Origin of the sequence: Nocardia sp. NBC_00403, from assembly GCF_036046055.1 — a bacterium.
Classification (GTDB): Bacteria; Actinomycetota; Actinomycetes; order Mycobacteriales; family Mycobacteriaceae; genus Nocardia.
In genome coordinates, this window is record NZ_CP107939.1 from 6,278,868 (window position 1) to 6,295,442 (window position 16,575).

The window sequence follows — 16,575 nt, forward strand, 5'->3', positions numbered from 1 at the left end:
CTGGAAAGAGGAATCGAAAATGGTGGACATCCTGCACAGGGTTGGAATCACATCGGCTCCGGCCGAGGTCTACGCGGCCTTGACCACCACCGAGGGGCTTGCCGACTGGTGGGCGACCAACACCCGAGGTGAAGGCAACGACGTCGGCGGTGTGCTCCAATTCCGGTTCAGCGCCGGCGGCTTCGACATGAAGGTCCTCGAGCTCGTCCCGGACAAGCGCGTGTTGTGGGAGGTGGTCGATGGACCCGAAGAATGGATCGGCACACATGTGAACTGGGACCTCGATCAGGTCGACGACTACACCATCGTTCTCTTCAAACACGAAGGCTGGAAGGAGCCGGTGGAATTCATGCACCACTGCAGCACCAAGTGGGCGGTGTTTCTGATGAGCCTGAAGTCGCTGATCGAAACCGGGAAAGGCGCTCCGGATCCCCACGATGTCCAGATCAGCGACTGGCACTGACGGTCCGCTCGATTCGGAAGGAAATCCGGGGGTCTCGCACCATCGCCGGAGTCACGACAGCACCTCCACCGACAGCATCGCTGCCGGTGGAGGTGGCGTCATGCGATGGCCGGATCGACCCCTCACCCGACAACGCCAACGCCGCCATTCCGGTTCAGCGAACCTGTTGCTGCCCACCGCCCGTCGCGCCGGGCAGGATCTCGCTTCCGGATTCGCGGAAGCGCATGATGGGGGATCGGCGGCCTTGAAGTCGCACGAACCCTTGGCTGTGAATGGCACCGGCGGCCCCAGCAGCGCGTATGACGCAACGAACCCATCGGCGTCGGCAGCACAGGGACTCGATAACAGATACCAACATGCCGACCGATATCGTGAGCTATCACGACACGCCCACGGGAAGAGTGCAACTGGGTGCGCTCGGCCTGACGACAGGCACCCCACCGAATGGTGCAACGCAAGCAGCGGCCAGTCCGAAACCCTTGGGGCACGCCAACTGCGGCGGCAGGAATCTACATCACGCAGGCCGAGTACGTCACCGGCAGCGGCAGCGGCAGCCGCACCGTCGATTGGTACTTGGAGATCGTCGAACGACCATGACAACCACGTGTGTCACGCCGCCCATTCATTGTGGCGACCGCGTGTGTACCCGTCGCCACGACGGGATCGACAGGTAGGTCGCCGCGCGTAGCAACCACTCGACGGGACCGTAGGAATGCGTGCGCAGCCACCAGCTGCTCACTGCCAACTGCGTGGCGTAGGTCAGTAGGGCGATGCCGATGACCCCGGCGGGCGGGATGGTGTCGACCAACGCGAAACCGTAGCCGGTGTAGACCGCCATCAACACCACCGATTGCGCGATGTAGTTCGACGCCGCCATTCGGCCTGCAGGCGCGAGCCATCCAATGACGCGAGCGGTGCGCGCCGACTGCGCAAGCAGCACGATCCCGGCGATGTAGGCGAAGGTCATCAGCGGGTTGATCAGTTCCTGCACACCGCCCCAGAAGGACGGCACCGGGCACCAGTCCATCGAGCCGGCGAACGACACCGCCGAGACCGGAAGGCCGACACCGAGACCGAGCCACAGCGCGCGAGGCGACCAGCGGCGCAACGTATCTCGGTCTTCGAACAGTTCGCGTCGGCCTGCCGCCATGCCGATCAGGAACAAGCCGAGACTGGTGATGCCCTGAGCGAACCAGATCAGCACCAGGAATCCCGGTGCCAGCGACACTTGGGTGGCAAAGGTGTCGGCCGAGCTTCCAGTGAACCCCTCGTGAATCTCTGGTAAGTCGAATACCTCTGCGAGGCCGCTGATCACGTCGGCCGAGCCGGGCAGAAAGGCCCAGACAGACCGCGCCGCGTAGAGGATCGCGCCGGTGATGACGGCGGTACGTGGTGGCAGCTTACGCAGCAGGATCAAAATCAGGCACAGGACCGCATACAGTGTCAGGATGTCGCCGATCCACAGCAGGAAAACGTGGGCGAGCCCGATTGCCATCAGCGCGGCGCAGCGCCGCAGCAGCTGGTTGTTCGGCGACGCGCCGGCCCGTTGCGCCGCCGCGACCTGCAGTGTGAACGAATAGCCGAACAGGAATGCGAACAGCAGGTAGAACCGGCCCGAGAACAACGCTTCCACCAGCCCACCGATGACGTGGTCGATGGCGCCGTCGAAGCGCGGCTTCGGATCGTCTTCGGTGCCGCCCGCCGACCAGAGCATGGTGGCGACAGTGACATTGGTGACCAGAATGCCGAACAGCGCGAACCCACGAAGCATGTCGACTTCCGCGATCCGGCGACCGGACGTGGTGGCGGGCAGAACCGATTCGGTGGCTCCGGACATGATCTGAAAGTAGCCGCCCGTCTTGGAACGGTCGTCCCCCCGAGGTCGGATTCCACCCCTTACCCGATGCGCCGATGACCGCGACCTGCGGCGTATTGACACTGGCCGACCTCAGGCCAAATCCGCTACCTCCAGGTAGATCTCCCGTTCGACGGCGACCTCGGCGAGGAACCCGTCCGCGCCTTCGGCCGAGGCCGTCGCATGGAACGCCGCCACCGCGACCTCCCCGGTCCGCAACCGCTGCCCCGTGAACTCACGCTGCCCGAGCATGATCGGCTGCGCGTTCTCGAACTCCAGGTCTCGCACGTCGACCGGCAGCGGTACACCGAGCATGTCGGTCACGGTGCCGGGAATCAGCCGCGCCACCACAATCTGGTCGAAACTCGGCCGCCGCCCGATCCGATGCGCCAGATATAACCGCCCGGCCCGCCCGAAACACAGGTGGGTGAGCAGTTCACCGCCACGATGAGGGTGCGGATCCAGCTGCGCGAACGACACGACCATTCGTACCTGCGCCAGCACATCCTTTGCGATCGGCACCCCGCCACGCTCGCGGTGACCACGAATCAGGGTGCCGCGGAACGTCGTCCGCGGCTGCTCCCGACGCGGGTCCAGCTCGGCGACGGCGAATTCCTCCGTATCGAAGCAGTGGACGCCGCCGAACCCGATGCGCCGATCGGCGCCGAGAGCTCTGCGGCCGCGCTCATCCAGCTCTACATCGAGCACCACCTGAATGTCGTATGGCGACACAAACATTGGACGATGCGAGAAATAGCAATCGATACCGGTGCCGAACACCACCATGCCATTGGTACCCGCCACGGTTGTGGTGTCGTGCTCGTCGGTGAACCTCAGCGTGCGGGTATGGGTCCCATTCATGAGGAGGCTCCTTTCCCTCCAGCCCCTCGGCTCAGGATGCCGCGAACCGACCGCGCTGCAACGAGTGTCGTGCTACTCGAATCAGCGCGATCCGGCTACTCACCGGTCGGGATCGGAAGGTGGGCGGGACCACCGACGGCGTCCATTGCCGCCGTGGAAGCAGCGATCGACGCTTCAATTGTAGGTCTGTGTGACACTGTCGAGCAGGTGCTCGAGTGTGTCATAGGTGGGCGTCTCGATCACGTCGATCAGATCGGCGGGCACCGGGACGTGGTTGTCCGCGGTGACTTTGGCGAACGGGGCGGTGTCGCCGGTGCGGAAGCCGTGTTCCGCGGCGAGCCGCTGCAGCTGCGGGTCGGTCGACAACAGCCGCCCGATTCGGTCGCCTTCGGCGTTGAGCGGCACCAGTGTGTGTTTGGACAGCACCGTCGGCGACGGGTAGGTCAGCACCATCCCCGGCTTGACCTGTCCGCGCGCCGCAGCCTCGACAAACTGAGCTTCATAGATCAGCACCAGCGGGGTCGGGCCCATGCCTGCGGAGAGGTACTCCTTGAACGGGCCTTCACTGGAGTTCTCGGTGTAGCCCTGGCGGGCGAACAGCTTCGACACCGAGGACAGTACGGCCTGCTCGGCGGCGGGGCCCTGCACGATGGTGTTGTCATTGGCGACGTAACTGGCGATGGCCAGGTACATGGCGGCGGAGTTCGAGCTGCGCGGATCGGTCGTGGACACCACGATGTTCTTGCGCACCGGATAGGCCGTGTTGCCCGGCAGGAAATCCCACTGGGTATCGGTGCGGGCGAGCTCGAGGTAGCGGGCCATGTCGAAGGTGGCGACCGGACCGGGACGCACGACACCCGCCGCGGTCAGCAGATCCGCGATCGGCTGGAAAGTCGCGATCGCCATCGGCGAGGAGAATGGCGTGTATTTCGCGGTGATGTTGCGGGCACGCTGGATGCGTTCGGCGGCGGGACCGCTCGACGGGAAAGCGAAATCGTATTTGCTCAGATCGACCGAGGTGGCGATCTGACGGGAACCGGCCGGATCGACCTCGATCTTCACACCGTTGCGGGCCAGCGCCTCGACAACTTTCGGGTCGGAGAAGAACGCGATCTTCTCCGACCCGACCACGCCGTGCAACGTGGCAGGCGATTGCGCGACAGGCCCTGTGATAGCAGGTGAATCTGTTTGGCGCACAGCAATTGTCACCACAATGGCGGCGACAATAGCGGCAGCCGCGATCGACAGCGCCGCGGTGCGCTTGCCGGCGAAGACCGCGCCGATGGACTGTCTCAGATCCGTGTTCCGCAGTCTGCCGGCGCCCGATTGCGCTGTCGAGGGAGCAGATTCGGCCACCGAGAAGACCGTGCCGTCCTCGGCCGAGGACGGCGCCGCCTCCAGTTCCCGCCGGGCAATACGTTCGACCAGAATGGGGACGAACTCTCGAACGGGATGGCCGTCGAAGCGACTGCGCGCGGCGCCGACCACGGTCTCGACGCGCTCGACAGGGTAAGTATCGGTGAAGCTTTCGACCAGACGATCGGTCAACCGGCGGATCGCCTGCTCTTCGCGAACAGTAGGAACACCCACCACAATCTCCTCGGCCTCGAATCGGTCTGGAGTCGCGAGAAGGTCACCTGGCCTGCCCGCGCCGCGCCGAACGCTACCGGCATTTCCGGGTGGTCGACACCGCGGCGTTCACCACTCTTGGAGACATTCGACGCAATAATTCGTGCGCCGACGGACTGTCGGAATATCCGGATTCAACGGCCTTTTACCATGTCAGAGCCTTGCCGGAACAGCGATCTCCGCGCCGAAGGGCAAGTTCGGCATCCGCGAGACGACTTCCGCCCGCCGTCCTTGTGGCACGCAAAGTTCAACGCCCCCACGGATACTCGCCACCAGACGTTGCCCTGATGTTTGCAGTGCCGCGAAGACACCCCACCATGGCGAGGGCCGCCGGACCGAGCAGTACGAGCCGGGTCACGTAACCAGCATTTGCTCTGTCACAACCCTTTTCGGCCATGCCCGCCCGACCCCGACGAAACCGAGGACGGCGAATCACGACCGCCCACGGTCCGATCAGCCAGATCAGCATCGCCACGGTGGCGACGAGACCAGCCGCCGATCCGACGTCGCGATATGAGTGGAACTACACCTCTGGTGTCGGTTCGATCAGTGTGCGCAGGTCGGGCAAATTGCCGATGCGCTGGGTCGCGGGCCGCTGTGGCGCGTCGGTCTGCGGTGATCCGGTTTCACGCAGTCGCGCGCGAATCTGCGCCGGCGTCTTGCGGCCCGAGCTCGCGGCAGAGATGCCCTGGTAGGAGGCGACAGCGCCGACCACGATCGGCGACGCGCTGGAGGTGCCGCTGAAGATGTCGGTGTACCAGAGGTCCTCGTCGGAGCCGCCCTGCAGGTCGCCGTATCCGGTGGTGGTCACCTCACGCCCCCAGCCCTGCACGTCGACGCGAGAGCCGTAGTTGGAGAAGGCCAGTCGCGACCGCGCCGGTCCGTGATCGCGGCCGTGGAATCCGGGTGGCGGAGCGCCCGCACCGACGACAATGGCGCCGGAGTCCACGCTGCCACCACGGAACGGATTGCGCCACGACACCGGGAACTCGGCAGGACGCGTGTCGTACAACGCATCGTCCAGGTTCTCGGCCCCGTTTCCGCCTGCCTCGACCACGATGACACCGCGGCCGATGGCGTAGCGGATCGCGGCGTTGTCGTCGGGCCACCATTCGATCGCGATGTAGCCGCGCTGATCGGGCCGCCCCGCATAGTTGAATCGAGGTCCGGGCCGGTGCAGCTCGAGCAGGATGATGTCTCCGGCGCTCAGAGCGTCCGCGGCCGTGCGAATCGCGGCCGCGGAGCCGGCTCCCCCGAAGATCGACACCGCCCGGATACTCGCCTCGGGCGCAATGCCGGTGATACCGAAGGCATTCACGTCGCCGCTGATCTCACCGGCCACCGCAGTGCCGTGGTCGCGCCAACCCAGGTCGGCGGACGGACTGCCGCCGATCACGCCACCCTGGTTGTCGAGCAAGTCTTCATGGGTGAACCGCCAAGCGCCCTCGACGTCGACGATGCGAATCCCGGTGCCGCGGCCGCCCGGTCGAGTCCAGGCCCAGCGTGCGTTGACGCCTTGCGGCGCCGCGTCCAGATAGCCCTGGCGCGCTTCGAAATTCGGAGTCACCGGCGGTGCGTCGACGAGCGAGGGTGCGACATCGACACCCGCATCGATCGGCGGCGCGATGGGCGGTTCGGCGGGCGGCTTGATGTAGGCGGCAGCCACCGAGTCGTCCGCGCGCAGCCAGGCGGCAACGGCTTCCGGATCGGCAACGCCGTGCACCGAGAAATAGTTCAGATAGTCCGCACCCTCCGGCTCCCCCGCGGTATCGGCCAACTTGCGTCGGAGTCGACTGGCGGGCCCGAAGATTCGGACAATCTCGGCACCCGGGGGCAGCAGGTCGGCCACATGCGATTGGGTGGATCGGCTGGTGTCCAGTGCGATCTCGTCGATAGCCGATGTCGTGCGTTCGGTGACGACGATCAGCTCCGCGGCCGACCGGGTCGCCCCCGCCTGCGCCGACCCATCCGAACTGTGCCGCCGGTGTGTTGATGCCATGCGCACAGTCAATCAATTGCCCGCCCCGCCCGCCAGCTCAGTTGGGCGCCACCGGAACCCGAGCCGACTCCGGCAATCTCACCAGACCGCCGCGGCCACGGCCTACCGAGAGGATCTCCAATGCGCCGAACACCGTGAGCAGACCGCCGGCCACCAGCGCCAAGACGTCCAGCGAATCGAAGGGCACCACGATCACCACGATCCCCATCACCATCGTGGCCACGCCGAACAGTTCCTGCTTACCGCCGTCGCGCAGCCCGTCGTGCCACACCGCCACGGTGGCCTGGGTGACCCCGCGGATCGCCCAGCCGATGCCGACCCACAGGGCAAGCAACAGCACCGAATTCCCGCTGCGCAAGCACAGCACCGCCAGGCACACCGACATCGCGCCACTGACGAAGATCAGCACCCGCAGCGGCATCGCGAACCGCGAGCCGATCGCGATGGTCATCTGCAATACGCCACTGAGCACCAGATACAGCCCGAAAAGCAGCTCCGCGATCGCCACCGATTTGTGTGGCCACACCGCGATGACCACACCGAGGATCACCGAGCAGGTACCAGCGACAAGAACCGCCTGCCTCGCCGCATGAAAAAGCACACCGCCACGCCCCGCACTCTCGTTTTCGGGCATAGCTACATGATATGACCCCGATGTGCAGATAGCCGGTTGTTTGCAATCACATTCGCGCGGTGAGAATAATCCCGCGCGTGTCGGTGCCGTCCGGAAGGCGCCACGGCGCGGTGACGTGCGGACTCTGCGACACGCCGCCGGAGCGCAGAAACCGCTCGACACGCAGGATCACACCATCCTTCGTGGCGATGTCGGTGCTGTCGGCCCCATCGACCACCGACGCCGATTCCACGGCCTGCGACACGATGTCGGCGGCGGCCACGATGACCGAAAGATCCGTTGTGTCGCTGTCGTTCTGGGCCTGCGGCCGCGCCTTCCCTGCCAACATCGCGATCAGCTGCGCAACCAGCACCGGGTCATGAATTCCGTCGTAGATCCACCGTTGCCCGAGCACGCCGTGCAACGAAGTGCCGACGAGGCCGTCCTCGGCATTCTCGAGCGGGCCACCTCGATAGGTGAGCGGAACAAGATAGACAGCCGGCTCGACACCGGAACTATCGGCGATCACCATGAATTCGATGCCGACCTCGCCTGCCGGATCATCGAGACGGAACCCGCCGGCTTTGCTCAGCTGCGGCGGCCGCCCACTCGCGTGATACCAGGTCCGCGTCGGCAACCAGGATGCGAGCAATTCCAGCTTGCCGGGCGACATGGAGGTCTGATGGATAACGGCCATGCCGAACCCTAACCTGATCGCTCGGTAGGCCTCAGGCGGCAGCGAGCTCGGGCTCGTGCGCGACCGTGGCGCTGCGCCAGAGTTCGACAGCGATCCAGCAGGCGCCGACAGTCACCAGCGCGCCCCAGCCGACCCGCCCCGCATGCGGCAGGTAGAAGTGTGGCAGGTAGACGACCATGGAGACTGCCATCGGAACACCGCTCCAGCGCGCCAGGATCCCCGATCGCCAGATCGCCACGGCCGCGAGAATCGCCGCGGCGGCTATCAGTGCGAGACCGAGGGCGAAGACGGTGACCGCGATGGAGTCCATCCGAAAGTCGTTGCCCACCTTGGTCAACGAGGCATCACCGTCGGCCACGGCGCGGGCGCCGATGGCCTGCAGCCCGTACACCTCGGCACCATAGTAGGAGATCGTCAGCGCCGAGCCGATGTAACCGAGGGTGGCGGCCAGGTAGGCGAGCTGCTCGCTCCGGTTGTCCTGCAGCCGATTTCGCAATGCACCCCAGCCGAGCGGAATGAGAATCAAGCCGAGGATGGCTGCGACATGTCCGACTGCCCATCCGGTCGACGCCCACGAGGCGGCGCCTTCGAGGGTGTCCTGGTCTTTGCGCGGGGCGGCGGTCTCGTAGACGAGGAAGAGGACTCCGGCGAGCGCGAGGCCGACAGCGCCGATACGAGTACGTGATTGATGGCCGTTCACTGGAACTCCTGACGATCCGAACAAGAACAGAGAGCACTGCTCTAGATTGAGGCCGACGATTCCACACTCCAACGGGAAAAACAAGAGCAGCGCTCTCTTTTTCGCACCGGCAACTGGTCTCATGAGCCAGATCGCCGGCAGATCCACCGTCGCTCAGAGTTGCCGTGCCGCATACTCCAGCTGCGGACTGCGAAGCGATGGGCGGTGCCGCCGACCCGAGCAGCCTCCTGCGCCACTGGCGCCTGAACCCGATTCCAGACCCGGCCTGACTGTCGCCACACCGGAAGCGTTGAGACTTCCGGAAATTCGTCGCTCAGCCGATTATTCGGCGACCAGCGAAGCATCCGCGACGGCCCGCCCGATGAGCTCGACCGAGCGCACCCGGTCACCGATCTGCGTGGCGTGGTGGGCCAGGATCAGCTCGTCGGCCTGGATGGGCGCGGCGAATTCGTCGAGGTAGTCACGTACTTCGGCGGGCGTGCCGACAGCGGTGTAGCGGGTCATCGAGGCAAGCTGACCGCCATTGGGCGAGGCAAGAAACGCGTCGATCTCCGCATCACTGAATGTGTTGCCCGCAGCGCCACGAGACACCATCGCCCGCGCCCGAGCCCGATACGCGATCGTCTTCTGCGCCGCCGCCTCGTCGTGGTCCTCGGCCGCGAACACATTGACACCGGCCATCACGTACGGTTCGGCCTGCTGATCCGACGGCCGAAAACTGTCGCGGTAGACCGCGACCGCCTGATGCAAAGCGTCCGGTGCGAAGTGGGACGCGAAGGCGTATGGCAGACCGAGCTGCGCGGCAAGCTGCGCACCGAACAGCGACGACCCCAGAATGTAGAGCGGCACAACCCCTTCCGCCCGCGGAACGGCCTGCACGCCCGGTATCCGCGACCGACCCGTCAGATACCCCTGCAGTTCCAGCACGTCCTGCGGAAAAGAGTCCGCCGAATTCGGATTACGCCGTAGTGCGAGCATCGTCTTCTGGTCGCTGCCAGGCGCGCGGCCGAGCCCGAGGTCGATCCGCCCGGGAAACAGCGTCTCCAGGGTGCCGAACTGCTCCGCGATCACCAGCGGCGAGTGGTTGGGCAGCATGATGCCGCCGGAGCCGAGCCGAATGGTGTCGGTGTGCGCCGCGACATGGCCGATCAGAACGCTCGTTGCACTGGAGGCGATGGAAGCCATGTTGTGATGCTCGGCGTACCAGACGCGCCGATAACCGGAGCGCTCGGCGGCCCGGGCCAGCGCGACGCTGTTGTCGAAACTATCGCGCGCGGTTTGGCCCGGCGCGATCGACGCGAGATCGAGAATGGATAGTGCGGTGGGCATAGAGCTGCCTTTCCTGGGTCAGAGCACGCGTTGAAGTTGTTCGGTGAAGGCAGTGATACGGGAGTCGTCACGTCGGTAGTAGGTCCACTGCCCCCGCCGCGTAGCGCACAGAAACCCGACGCGCTGCAGGATTGCCAGATGCGCCGACATGGTCGAGGCCGAAGTCCCGGCTTTCTGCTGGAGCAGGCCCACACAGACCCCAAGTTCGGCTGCCTCTCCCGCTCGCTCCGGGAAGCTCGCATCAGGATCCTTGAGCCACTCCAGGATGCGCAGCCGGGTCTCGTTGGCCAAGGCCTTACATTCGTCGAGCACACGACCACCCTTCGATATTTCGCTAATTAACGAATTTACTCCGGACCCAGCCGGTCAGCATTGTGATACCCCTCACTTGCGAGCAGCCCGGGAGGGGAGCTCCGGGTAGACACTCGAGCACGCCGCTATCGACACAGATCAGCCCGTCGGACCACCTTCCATTATCTATAAGTATTCCTTATCGAAAAAGGCCCACAAAGTTTACAACCTCCACAAAACCGAACCGCTCGGGGCTGCATGCCGAAGTCGGGTGAGCGTGCCCGTTGGTGGGAAGCGGTTAGATTGGCGCCATTGCCGGTGAGCGGAAAGGTAAGCGGTGTGGGTGGATTGAGGACCTGTAGCGACATGCGTGAGCATCGACCGCCCTCGATGCATAATGTTCATTTCCGTACGAAGAGCGATTGCCGATAGCTCGATCAAGGATTGCTCCCGAGCAATACAGGCTCGCGAAGGGCATCGATCGGTTCGCAAGATCTTCCTCAAGCATGAGTCCGATTCTGGATCCAGTTCGAAAGGTTTATTCGACGTGTCGATTACGCATCGTCCCGAGGTCGTGGAATATTACGACAACACATGGCTCGACTATCGTGCAATATGGCTGAACAAAAAGAACCTCTCGATGCATTTCGGTTACTGGGACGAGGGAACCGAAAGTCATAGCGATTCTCTGCTCAATATGAACCGGGAACTCGCCGCATTCGCGGGCATACAACCCGGAATGCGTATTCTGGATGCCGGGTGTGGAGTCGGCGGGTCCTCGTTGTGGTTGGCGGAGAATTTCGATGCCGTGGTGGTTGGCATCACTCTCAGCGCTGACCAGGTGCGTCGAGCGCAAAGGTTCGCCGAGGAGCGGAATCTCGCTGATCGCGTTACATTCCAGGTCGCCGATTACTGTGACACCGGACTCGACTCCGGCGCTTTCGATGTGGTCTGGGCCGTGGAAAGTTGCTGCCATGCACAAGACAAAGCAGCATTCCTGGCCGAGTCATACCGCATGCTTCGGCCCGGAGGGCGGCTTGCAATCGCGGACGGGTTCCGGGGATCCAGGAAACCGTCCATGGACAATGAACTCCTATTCCAGCGCCTGGTTAATTCTTGGGCGGCCGACGATCTCTGCGCAATTGCCGAGTTAGTCGAACTGGCAGAAAATGCTGGATTTTCCGACGTAGGAACGCGTGATATCTCGTCGAATGTTTATCCGTCCATCCAGCGTCTCTCCTTTGCGGCGACATTGTGGCAACCGTTGGGCTGGATGCTCGCCAAGCTCCGGATACGGCCGTCCGTCACATACGACAATGTCGTCGGAGCCAAATTGGTGGGACAAGCGTTTCGACGGCATCTCCTCTCGTATGCAACGGTTACGGCACGCCGACCTTGAGTAATACTCGGATCGCTATTCGCTCAAGGGTTTACATGCTGATTTCGATCTGTTCGTGGGCGTCCGGTGATCGCGGGGCAGGGGTGTGGCCGAGGAAACCCGTATCCAATTCCATATAGCCGAGTTCGTCGATGCATAAAAGATGCCGGAATCCAGAGCGCGGGAGCGAGCTTCGCTTGGCCGATCAGGTCCATGGTGGCGAAGGAAGGTGATCAGCGCGGTGACACCGGGAGTGCTGAACCGTTCGTCGCCTCGAAGGAATGCGGAGAGTCGGTGACGCTGGAGGACCGTGGCGCCTGGTGTACCGCGATGTCGAGCACTCTAGTGCGAACCAGCGGTTCGTACCCTGAAAAAGGTCTACAACGCGGGAACCCGCGCGAAACCCAGAGGGGGCGTTGGGTTCGAGCCGGTCCGCAGGACCGGGCGGAAGTCCGGGAGGGCGGCGAGAACATCGACGTTGCGGGCGGCGTAGCAGCGGACGCGGGGAAGCGCGCGCTGGACCTCGGCGCGTTCGATGGGCTCGGCGTCGATGAAGCCGATGGTATCCAGGGCGAGGCCGAAGGTTGTGGCGATCCGGACGAGCGAGGAGGACTTACGACCCCAGCCGATTTCGATCGCCGAGAACATCTCGTAGAGGCCGTGGCGGTACAGCTTGTCGAGGGTTCGTTCCCGGTCGCTGCGGCTGGCGACGGCGTGCCAGATACCGCGGTCGCTCAGCACCTGGAGTGCGCGCACAGCCTCAGGGCGCGGTATGGTGCTCGTCGCATCGCACACGACACCGTCCCACAGGGTGTTGTCCAGTTCCCAGACAAGACATCTCAGAGCCGGTCTCATCGGCCTGCCCCTATCGCTCGGTCATCGCTGCCTTCCCACCGTGCCGGGCACAGCAGATGGGTACTGCACACCATCCAGGCACGGGTACCGGGCAAGCCCTCGGTTTCTCGAGAGGCTGTTCCGGCTCGGGTGATCCTACCGGTACCGCCGAGGGTTGCTCCTGTCAAAAGCCGTAGTAACGCAGAACTAAACGTTCATAAACCCTGGCGGGGACGAGGCGGCGGGTCCAGAACGACAGCCGAACGTCGGTGCCGCACAGATAGGTCTGCCGCGGTCGGACCGCTTCGAGAATGCTGCGCACCTTCCTGGCGACCGCGTGGGCGGGCTGGCCTGCCGCGAGGTATCCGCTGACCCGTTCGAGCACCGCGCCGCGATCGGGTGTGTAGGCGTCGATGGGGTCGGCCACGCGCACCGCGGCATCGATGATCGGCGTCACCGTCCAGCCGGGGGCGAGCACCGAAACGTGGATTCCGAAAGCCGCGGTTTCCATGCGCGCAGCCTCACCGAGGCGTTCGATGGCGGCCTTGGTGGCCGAGTACCAGCCGCCGTAGGGTTCGGCGACCGCACCCGCGCCGGAGCTCACCACGACCACCCGACCGTGACCTTGCTCGCGCATGATCGGCAGCACCTCGCGCAGCACGCGGTGGGTGCCGATCACATTGGTGTCGAGGATCGCGGCGGCCTCGTCGGGGTCGGTTTCCTCCACCGACCCGATCACGCCGTAGGCGGCGAAGGTGACGACGGCGTCGATGCGGCCGTGCCTGGTGTGCGCGGCCCGCACCCAGCCGCGTACCGCCTCGGCATCGCGGACGTCGACGACGGCCGTGTCCGCTCCCACGATCCGGTCGCTGCCCTCGACCGTATAACCCACGCGCGCAAGGTATTCGACTGTCGCGGCGCCCATCCCATTGGCGGCGCCGGTCACCAGGACCACCGTCATACGACGCACACTTTCAGCGCTTCGGGCAACACCTCGAGCCGCGCGGATTCGACGATCGTGATCTCGCCGTCGAGCTCGAGCGGGGCAGCGTGCGCCGGCCGCAGTTCGACGACGCTGTCGCGATGACAGGTCGCCAGCGCCGACCCCGAGAATTTCCCATGGTAGAGCCCTGCGATGAGCCCGAGGATTCGGGCGCGGCCGGCAGCCTGCCAGATGTTCACGTCGAACCGGCCGTCGGCACGGGTGACCGGAGTGTCGTAGTACATGCCGCCCGCGAAGTGCACGCTCTTGAGAACGCCGACGTTGGTGATCGGCGCGACGTGCTCCCAGTCGCTGCCGCGCACCTGGACGGGCAGCGGACGGTGCGTGGCGATATTGCTCAACGCGGTCGCGATGATGGCGGCTTCGACATTGCGCGATTTGAGCCAGCCGATCACGCCGCGTGCGTGGTTGAACGAATGATTCCCTGCCGCAACGAGTCCCATGCTCGCGTTGAGCAGGAAGTAGCGGACGGCGCGGGTGCCGTCGGGCAACAGCATGGTCGCTTTGCCGACGTCGACGAGTTCGGCACGTTCGGTGTCGATTCGCGCGGGGACATCGGCGATGACGGCTGCCGTGCGCATCGGTTTATGGAAGTCGTTGGAGCTGCCGAGTCCGATGGCGCCCAGGGCCAGCGCTTCCGCGCCCCGCCGTGGTCGGTCGGTGGCCGGATCCATGAGCGCGTTGAGCACCAGATTGACCATGCCGTCACCACCTGCGGCCACGACCACATCGGGTGTCACACCGTCGGCGGCCTCGATACGGGCGCGCACCAGTTTCGCGGCTTGTTCCGCGTCACCGGGCATTTCGACTTCCAGGTCCGTATGGCGTTCGCGCAGTGCACGTTCCACCGGCCGCCATCGGTCCAGTGCCGTTCCGGCATTGGACTGTGGATTCAGGACGACGAGCATGACTCCTCCTCGATACCCAGCCACACGCGTAGCCGGCGCCAATCCCCGGTGCGGACCAGACCGGTCTGTGCACAGTTCGGTGGGACAGCGGATTCCGACGCACCGACCAGGAAAACGGGTATGCCGATCCGGGCCGCCGGCGCGTCCTTGGCGGCATCGTTGCCGATCATCACGCACTCCCCTGGTTCGGCGCCGAGCCGCTCCAGGAGTTCGCGATAGAACTCGATGCGCGGCTTCGAGCTGCACATGTTCTCGCCGCTGGTGTGGAAGGTGAAGATCTCGGGTTCGTAGCCGCCCCAGCGCAGCCGGGTGGTCACGGTGCTCAGCGGCCATAGCGGGTTGGTGGCGACTACCTGCGTTATGTCCTTGGCATGCAACAGATTCACCGTGTCAACCGCTTGCGGTTGCGGAGAGAAGCACCGGCGCAAGCGCGGAAAGTCGACCTCGGCCAGTCGGTGCAGACGTCGCGCCGCAAGTGACTGTTCGATACCCATCCGCTCGGCCAGCAGCCGGACCATGAGATCGGTGTTGGTGTACTCGGTGTCGTTGGCGCGGACGGCTCCCAGCACACCGTTCAACGTACGCAGGAACCGGTGCGGGGGCATCAGATCGCGGAATGCGCGCGCCGCCCCCAGCGGCATCAGCACCTGGAATGTGCGCTGGTGAAGGCCTACGAGGGTGCCATCCAGATCCCACAGCACCGTGTGGTAGCCGGTCATCGGGTGTTTGGCGCGGATACTCCCTCGTTCATGAGGGAGATGAAGCGCCATCCTCCTGTCAGAGGTTGGGTCGCGAGGATTTGTCGGTGGTATTGGTTAGGTTGTCGAGTGTGGATGAGGTGGTGCGGTATAGCTACCGACTGCGCCCTGGCGCGCAGGCGGAGCGGGCGCTGGTCTCGGAGTGGCATCGGTGCCGGTTCCTGTGGAATGAGGCTGTGCATCAACAAAAGTCGGGTGGACGTCCCAACTTCGGAAAGCTCGGTAAATTGCTTACCGAGGCGCGTGGCCGGACCGCGTGGTTGCGGGAGGGGTCGCAGGTCGCCCAGCAGCAGACGCTGCGCACCTACGCACTGGCCCTCGAACATTCGTTCAAGGTGAAAGGACGGGGTCGGCCGAGGTTCAAACCACGTAAGACCGCGCTGCTGTCGCCGCAATACACCGTCCGCGGGTTCACCATCCGAGCCGGCAGGCTGCTGCTCCCGAAAGGGGTGAGCATCCCGGTCGTGTGGTCCCGAGAACTGCCGTCGGATCCGACGTCTGTCCGTATCACGCGGGACTGTCTGGGGTATTGGTATGCCTCGTTCGTCGTGCGGCGTGAGGTGGAAGCCGTGCCGACGGTAGAGGGTGGTGTCGGTATCGACTGGGGTGTGAACGTCACGGCCACAACCACCGACGCCGAGTTCGATCTGCCCTTTCTGGGGCATCGGAAACGGTGCGCGGCGGAACTCGCGAAAGCGCAACGCCGCATGGCCCGTCGGCACAACGGCAAACGCGGCCCACAGTCGCGCGGCTACAAGCGGGCCACCCGCGAGGCTGCCAAGCTGCACAAGAAGGCGACCCGCCAAACCCAGCACGATTCGCGGGTGTGGGCGAAACATCTTGTCGCCGACCATGCGCTGATCGCTGTGGAGGATTTCAGGCCGAAGTTCCTGGCGAAGTCCACGATGGCCCGCAAAGCCGCGGACGCGGCGATCGGTGCGGCCAAGCGGGAGTTGATCGAGCGTGGTGTGCGGGCTGGCCGGAAGGTGGTGTTGGTTCAGCCCGCTTACCCGACGATGACGTGCAGTGACTGTTTCGCGAGAACCAAGCGACTCGAACTGCGCGAGAGAATTTTCCGATGCCCCGACTGCGGTTACACCGCGGGTCGGGACCGGAACGCTGCCAGAGTGATTCTGGTTGTGGCAGAACGCGGCCACATCAGTGTCGAGGACGTGAGACAAGCGGGTCACCTCCTTCAGGTGGGTGGTTCGGTTGCGGTCTGAGCTGTGAATCTCCTGCCTTCAGACAGGGGAAGCG

The 16,575-nt window shown here is 64.6% G+C and carries 17 protein-coding genes; 4 read left to right on the forward strand and 13 right to left on the reverse strand.

Features of this window, described 5'->3' with window-relative positions:
- Window positions 1–19 precede the first annotated feature (19 nt).
- Window positions 20–463 (forward strand): SRPBCC family protein, encoded by a 444-nt coding sequence (locus OHQ90_RS27880; RefSeq protein WP_328402418.1) that lies wholly within the window; start codon window positions 20–22, stop codon window positions 461–463.
- Window positions 464–907: 444 nt separating this feature from the next.
- Entirely contained in the window at window positions 908–1,060 is a 153-nt protein-coding gene (locus OHQ90_RS27885; RefSeq protein WP_328402420.1) for a hypothetical protein, read from the forward strand.
- Window positions 1,061–1,085: 25 nt separating this feature from the next.
- On the opposite strand, the gene OHQ90_RS27890 is transcribed toward OHQ90_RS27885, so the two are convergent.
- The 9 genes from OHQ90_RS27890 to OHQ90_RS27930 form a co-directional block, all read right to left on the reverse strand.
- Window positions 1,086–2,300: a DUF418 domain-containing protein gene (locus OHQ90_RS27890; RefSeq protein WP_328402422.1), complete on the reverse strand. Its 1,215-nt coding sequence runs from the start codon at window positions 2,298–2,300 to the stop codon at window positions 1,086–1,088.
- Between the two features lie 111 nt (window positions 2,301–2,411).
- Window positions 2,412–3,179 carry a hypothetical protein gene (locus OHQ90_RS27895; protein WP_328402424.1) on the reverse strand — a complete coding sequence of 256 codons (768 nt, stop codon included), beginning with the start codon at window positions 3,177–3,179 and terminating at the stop codon, window positions 2,412–2,414.
- A 174-nt stretch (window positions 3,180–3,353) separates the two neighbouring features.
- Window positions 3,354–4,769, reverse strand: a complete 1,416-nt coding sequence (locus tag OHQ90_RS27900) for a three-helix bundle dimerization domain-containing protein (RefSeq protein ID WP_328402426.1) — start codon at window positions 4,767–4,769, stop codon at window positions 3,354–3,356.
- Between the two features lie 562 nt (window positions 4,770–5,331).
- Entirely contained in the window at window positions 5,332–6,807 is a 1,476-nt protein-coding gene (locus OHQ90_RS27905; RefSeq protein ID WP_328402428.1) for a S8 family peptidase, read from the reverse strand.
- Between the two features lie 37 nt (window positions 6,808–6,844).
- Window positions 6,845–7,441 carry a DUF308 domain-containing protein gene (locus OHQ90_RS27910; RefSeq protein ID WP_328402430.1) on the reverse strand — a complete coding sequence of 199 codons (597 nt, stop codon included), beginning with the start codon at window positions 7,439–7,441 and terminating at the stop codon, window positions 6,845–6,847.
- Window positions 7,442–7,487: 46 nt separating this feature from the next.
- Window positions 7,488–8,117 (reverse strand): maltokinase N-terminal cap-like domain-containing protein, encoded by a 630-nt coding sequence (locus tag OHQ90_RS27915; RefSeq protein ID WP_328402432.1) that lies wholly within the window; start codon window positions 8,115–8,117, stop codon window positions 7,488–7,490.
- A 31-nt stretch (window positions 8,118–8,148) separates the two neighbouring features.
- Window positions 8,149–8,817: a hypothetical protein gene (locus tag OHQ90_RS27920; RefSeq protein WP_328402434.1), complete on the reverse strand. Its 669-nt coding sequence runs from the start codon at window positions 8,815–8,817 to the stop codon at window positions 8,149–8,151.
- A gap of 321 nt (window positions 8,818–9,138) precedes the next feature.
- A complete protein-coding gene (locus tag OHQ90_RS27925; RefSeq protein ID WP_328402436.1) occupies window positions 9,139–10,146 on the reverse strand; it encodes an LLM class flavin-dependent oxidoreductase in 1,008 nt (335 codons plus the stop codon).
- Between the two features lie 18 nt (window positions 10,147–10,164).
- A complete protein-coding gene (locus OHQ90_RS27930) occupies window positions 10,165–10,458 on the reverse strand; it encodes an ArsR/SmtB family transcription factor (protein WP_328402439.1) in 294 nt (97 codons plus the stop codon).
- Between the two features lie 376 nt (window positions 10,459–10,834).
- Between OHQ90_RS27930 and OHQ90_RS27935 the strand changes: the two genes are divergently transcribed.
- Window positions 10,835–11,836, forward strand: a complete 1,002-nt coding sequence (locus tag OHQ90_RS27935; protein WP_328402441.1) for a methyltransferase domain-containing protein — start codon at window positions 10,835–10,837, stop codon at window positions 11,834–11,836.
- Between the two features lie 357 nt (window positions 11,837–12,193).
- On the opposite strand, the gene OHQ90_RS27940 is transcribed toward OHQ90_RS27935, so the two are convergent.
- The 4 genes from OHQ90_RS27940 to OHQ90_RS27955 all read right to left on the reverse strand — a co-directional run bounded on the left by OHQ90_RS27940 (window position 12,194) and on the right by OHQ90_RS27955 (window position 15,279).
- A complete protein-coding gene (locus OHQ90_RS27940; protein ID WP_328402443.1) occupies window positions 12,194–12,670 on the reverse strand; it encodes an HAD-IIIC family phosphatase in 477 nt (158 codons plus the stop codon).
- 163 nt (window positions 12,671–12,833) lie between these two features.
- Window positions 12,834–13,610: an SDR family NAD(P)-dependent oxidoreductase gene (locus OHQ90_RS27945; protein WP_328402445.1), complete on the reverse strand. Its 777-nt coding sequence runs from the start codon at window positions 13,608–13,610 to the stop codon at window positions 12,834–12,836.
- Entirely contained in the window at window positions 13,607–14,560 is a 954-nt protein-coding gene (locus OHQ90_RS27950; protein WP_328402447.1) for a diacylglycerol/lipid kinase family protein, read from the reverse strand. Before OHQ90_RS27950 ends, OHQ90_RS27945 begins: the two co-directional genes overlap by 4 nt.
- Complete coding sequence (locus OHQ90_RS27955; RefSeq protein WP_328402449.1) at window positions 14,545–15,279, reverse strand: HAD family hydrolase; 735 nt, start codon at window positions 15,277–15,279, stop codon at window positions 14,545–14,547. The genes OHQ90_RS27950 and OHQ90_RS27955 overlap by 16 nt, the downstream gene beginning before the upstream one ends.
- Window positions 15,280–15,389: 110 nt before the next feature.
- Between OHQ90_RS27955 and OHQ90_RS27960 the strand changes: the two genes are divergently transcribed.
- Window positions 15,390–16,541 carry an RNA-guided endonuclease InsQ/TnpB family protein gene (locus OHQ90_RS27960; protein WP_328402451.1) on the forward strand — a complete coding sequence of 384 codons (1,152 nt, stop codon included), beginning with the start codon at window positions 15,390–15,392 and terminating at the stop codon, window positions 16,539–16,541.
- Window positions 16,542–16,575: the final 34 nt, after the last annotated feature.